This is a genomic window from Acidithrix ferrooxidans, from assembly GCF_000949295.1.
In the GTDB taxonomy this organism is placed as follows: domain Bacteria; phylum Actinomycetota; class Acidimicrobiia; order Acidimicrobiales; family Acidimicrobiaceae; genus Acidithrix; species Acidithrix ferrooxidans.
In genome coordinates this window covers 1-4,831 of record NZ_JXYS01000048.1, presented here as the reverse complement: position 1 = coordinate 4,831, position 4,831 = coordinate 1, and the positions used below count along the sequence as shown (strand labels likewise).

At 53.1% G+C, this 4,831-nt stretch carries 4 protein-coding genes; 2 read left to right on the top strand and 2 right to left on the bottom strand.

Annotated elements, in window-relative coordinates; all coding sequences use genetic code 11:
* On the bottom strand, positions 1–126 hold a 126-nt coding region (locus AXFE_RS21435; RefSeq protein WP_407071678.1), incomplete at its 3' end, for a hypothetical protein.
* Positions 127–828: 702 nt separating this feature from the next.
* On the opposite strand from AXFE_RS21435, the gene AXFE_RS08560 reads away from it, so the two are divergent.
* Both AXFE_RS08560 and AXFE_RS19235 read left to right on the top strand, forming a co-directional pair.
* Positions 829–2,817: an NHL domain-containing protein gene (locus AXFE_RS08560; protein WP_160291789.1), complete on the top strand. Its 1,989-nt coding sequence runs from the start codon at positions 829–831 to the stop codon at positions 2,815–2,817.
* Positions 2,818–2,876: 59 nt separating this feature from the next.
* Positions 2,877–3,107 carry a hypothetical protein gene (locus AXFE_RS19235; protein ID WP_152625972.1) on the top strand — a complete coding sequence of 77 codons (231 nt, stop codon included), beginning with the start codon at positions 2,877–2,879 and terminating at the stop codon, positions 3,105–3,107.
* 903 nt (positions 3,108–4,010) lie between these two features.
* On the opposite strand, the gene AXFE_RS08550 is transcribed toward AXFE_RS19235, so the two are convergent.
* Positions 4,011–4,730, bottom strand: a complete 720-nt coding sequence (locus AXFE_RS08550; protein ID WP_052605467.1) for an IS630 family transposase — start codon at positions 4,728–4,730, stop codon at positions 4,011–4,013.
* Positions 4,731–4,831 lie beyond the last annotated feature (101 nt).

Genomic DNA, 4,831 nt, shown 5'->3' with positions numbered 1-4,831 from the left:
GGAGCGAGGAGCGGGGCCTAGGCTACGCAGCGCTCCCACCAGAGTCGAAGGAGCGAAGTTGGCCCCTTGCATCGCAAGTGCTGCACATACCCGGTTGATCGGGAGCCCAAGGAGAAACTTCGCCACCACGATATGGGCGAGGAACCCAGCCGACAGCCTACCTTTTTGGAACTACCTTCGCTGGTGGTGCGCCAGCTACGACCCCTGGTCGCCTTGCAGTTACATCCTCTCCGGTACGTCGGACGGATATGGTCGATGACCCGGACTATCACCTCGACGTCGATCTCCTCGCAGCGTTCCTCTCCGAAAGGCGCATAAGGCGCACCACAGCTCCCACAGACCAACAGCTTGGAATCGGGCTCATGGATCTGTTGTACGCGTGGTAGGTGGTCATAGCTGCGTCGACCATGGCCGCGGTGCCCGAGTTGTTGACCTCTCTTGCGCCTTGGCACCTCATCAGGCTCAGGGTCGCTACTTTCTTCCAAGGCGCCTATTGGTTCTGCGTTCACATCCTGAGCCATCTTCGCCCGTTCGGAGCGACGCCCGAAAGCCTGTTTGGTTAGCTCGACGATCTTGGCTGTGAGTGCATCCACTTTGGCAGACAACTCGTCACGCTCGGACCTAAGGACGACGTTCTCGGCCTCCAGCGAAGCGATCCGCTCGTTGTCGTATTGGCGCACTGTTTTTGCCACGTAACTATAACTATCACAATTAAAGCGCCGTGTCCAGCCACCCTAGGCCACAGAGGATAGGCCAGCTACCCCAACCTTACGCCATCATCGAGTGTCTACAGCACCGCTTGTTTGACGGGATCACCGAATGTGTACAATGTTCGTATTGGCCGTAGGGATGATGGGGTTGACTCGAAAATCCACAGTCCAACTCGTTTCCGCGGTTGGAACTCTCTCGGCGAAGAGCACAGCTATGGTGCCGAATGGCTTGGCTGTAGACACGGCCGGCAACCTTTATATATCAGATATCGGAAGTCACGTAGTTTATAAGGTCACTCCACAGGGGGGTCTTTCAATTGTGGCTGGGGTTTCGGGCTCAAGTGGCGCCCTCACCCCGGGACCGGCCACAGCTTCGAAGATTGGCACCCCAGCCGGTTTGGCGTTTTACGCTAGCTCCAATGTCTCCAATGTGTACTTCGCAGACTCTTACAATCAAGCAATTGGGAAGGTGACATACTCGGGATCTACGTTGCCCGGAATACTCTCTATCTATGCTGGCAATCCTGGAAGTTACGGAGCCCCCATTCCAGGCCCCGCGACTAGCACCCCACTCTCGTCTCCGGAGGGTATTGCACTAGACAGCGCTGGCAACCTCTATGTCGCTGATTCTTTCCATTCGGTGGTTGAAAAGATCACGCCCTCTGGGACCATGTCGATAGTGGCAGGTCAAGCTGACACCGCAGGGGCACCCAACTGCATCTTTTCGACAACTTCGCTTTACGGCATCACGTGCACGCCGATCCAGGCCACCAGTGCTTATTTGGACATCCCCGAGGCAGTGGCGGTTGACGGTAGTGGTGATATCTTTATCGCTGATACGGGTAACCATGTCGTCGAGGAGATTAATTCAACTACAGGGCTTCTTTCAGTTATTGCCGGGGTACCGGGCTCAAGCGGTGCCCCCACACCAGGCCTCGCGAATAAGTCTGCGCTAGGTGATCCCACGGGGTTAGCCCTGGACGCCAGTGGCAACCTTTACATTGCCGATCCGTCCAACAATGTGGTCGAGGAGATTAATTCACAGACAGGGCTTCTTTCGGTTGTAGCTGGGATGGTGGGCCAAAGTGGGCCGCCTACGCCGGGTCAGGCTACCTTATCTAAACTCAACAGTCCTGGGGAATTGGCGATATCGGGCAATAACCTCTATATATCGGACACCAACAACAACGTCGTGGAAAAGGTCGACCTTGTAGCGGGTATCCTTTCCATCTTTGCTGGTACAGGTACCGCACCAACACCAACCTCAATACCAACACCAACACCAACCTCAATACCAACACCAACACCAACCTCAATACCAACACCAACCTCAATACCAACACCAACCTCAACCTCAATACCAGCATCAACACAGGGCTCTGGATATCAACTTGCTGCTGCCGATGGAGGCGTCTTCTCTTTTGGCGCCCCCTTCTATGGCTCCGCGACCAACACCCGATTGAATGCGAGGATTGTGGGTATGGCCCGCACTCCTAATGGTGGCGGTTACTGGCTCGTGGCCGCCGATGGAGGCGTCTTCTCCTTTGGTGACGCCGCTTTCCATGGATCGGCTACCAATATTCGTTTGAACCAACCGGTGGTGGGTATGGCTGTCGACCCCGCGACCGGCGGTTACTGGCTCGTGGCTGCCGATGGAGGCGTCTTCTCTTTTGGCGCCCCCTACTACGGTTCGAAAGGCGGAGGAAACCTTACCTCAGCGATCGTCGGGATCGCCTCTACTCCGGATGGTGGCGGATACTGGATTACTACCGCGGACGGGCGTGTCTACGGATTTGGGGACGCCTCTTACCACGGGGATATGGCCGGTAAGTCCCTGAACCAGCCGATAGTGGGTATCGCCTCTACCCCGACGGGTGGCGGTTACTGGCTCGTGGCCGCCGATGGAGGCGTCTTCTCCTTTGGTGACGCCGCTTTCCATGGATCGGCTACCAATATTCGTTTGAACCAACCGGTGGTGGGTATGGCTGTCGACCCCGCGACCGGCGGTTACTGGCTCGTGGCTGCCGATGGAGGCGTCTTCTCCTTTGACGCCCCCTTCTATGGATCGGCTGCCAATATTCGTTTGAATGAGCCGATAGTGGGCTAGGGCACTAGGTGCTGGTCTGGTAGCGCCCATGCGGATCGAATGGTCTTTGCAACAGCGAGGTGGACGATGTCAACAGAGAAGACGCTGACGCCCTCCATTCGGAGATTTCCTTCCGAGGAAGTTGGTTGACGCTAGCCGTCGGTGTTGGAGTGGGCATCAAAGCGGGCTCGGATCTCGGGAGCGCGTTGATGCCCGGGTTCTCGGCTGCTTCCGTGGAACCGTGCCCGTGCCCAAAAGCAGCTCACCGTAGCTATAGGCTCGATCCAATGCTCCGGCATGCCTGGCGATGACACAACGAAGCTGGGAGAGTTGGAGCTCGGCGTAAAATCCGTTGCCGTTGCAGTGGCGAATATTTCACTTTGTCTTGTCTATCTACTCCAGTAATATGTTTCCACCCATTCCGGAAACCCTTTACCGCTTCTTTGAAGTAGGTAAATGCGAGAAACTTGCAAGTGGATCGAATGTCTTGATCCACTTGCAAAGAGCGAGGATTGAAAAGAAAGAGAAGATGGTTCTTGGAACCATTGGTGATTAGAAATTATTGCAAGGATCCTATTTTTGACCAACTTGCAGCAAGATATTTTTGACCCATCTCGCCCATTCGTGGTACTTCTTCCAAGCAGATTGAGATATCGCTTATTTTAGAGTTTTTAATTCTCTTGGGTCAAAGTCGACTTCGGTCGGGGATAAGTTAGATGACGCATCTGATTGACTTTTGATGATTGCTTCGTCGGGTCAATTAGATTGTTCGAATTGCTGAACTATTTAGGTTGTCGAAAGCTTGGCCGTCTTTGAGGATTAGTTCACATACGTCCGTTTAACTGTCCAGTCAACTCGACCTTCAGAGGTATTCGGGTCCTGATGCGCGTCAGGGAGAAGTCTTGGTTTTAGGGTACTTCTCATTACCGTCAAATGGTGGCAAAAGCTTAAGCCTCGGATTGTCTCTGACGTCCACCTTTCTCGACAAGACGACGGTAATGAGGTTTTGTGAATGATGCTGGGTAGTTTTATATCGAAAAAGCCGATACCGCAAATCTGCGAATTTTGTTGGTTAAATCGGCGAACCAGAATTAGAATCAGCTCTTGTTACGACTTGCTTGCCCTTCCAAAACTAGTGCCCTAGAGGCTCTTGAACATACTCGGGTTGTAGTAGTGGAGGGTACTAGTGTCCCCTCTCATAAGTTCCCTGAGTTCTAGTTCCCCAGATACTTTGCCATCGATGCGAATATCTCGTCAGCTGTCTTTACCCACCTAAATGGTGTTGGGTCTTGGTTCCAGCGCTCTGCCCAGGTGTTGATCGAAGCAACGAGTTGCTTTTCTGACTTATGGGTGGATCTGTGGAGCATTTTGGTAGTCAGTTCCGAGAACCATCTCTCAACCAGGTTCATCCACGAGGAGTAGGTGGGTGTAAAATGGAAGTGGAATCTGGGGTTTTTTATGAGCCAGGCCCGTACAGCATCGGTTTTATGCGTTGCATAATTGTCCAGGATGACGTGGACTTCGAGTTCTTTTGGAACTTCTTTTTTCACCTGATCCAAAAAGGCTATGAACTCGATCGCCCGATGAGCCTTTGTGGTGTTGGTGATCACCTTGCCAGAGGCAACATCAAGTGCTGCAAAGAGATTTGTTGTGCCGTTGCGTTTGTAGTCATGTGTTTGCCGCTCTGGAACAAAAGGTCTCATGGGAAGCAGTGGCTGGGTTCTATCCAACGCCTGGATCTGTGTCTTTTCGTCAATACATAGTACCAGTGCAGCATCAGGGGGATTGAGATAGATCCCAGTTATGTCGCGGACCTTTTCGGTAAAGGCCGGATCGGTACTGATGTTGAAGTATCCCAAGACATGGGGCTTGAGGCCAAAGGTTCTCCAGATACGTGAGATGCTCGCTGGTGATACCCCGATCCGCTTGGACATTGAAGACGTCGACCACTGGGTAGCAAGCGGGGGTCTCTTCTTCCAAAGTGATCCTTAGAATCTCGGCGATCTTTTCGTCATCAATGCTTCTCGGTTTCCAC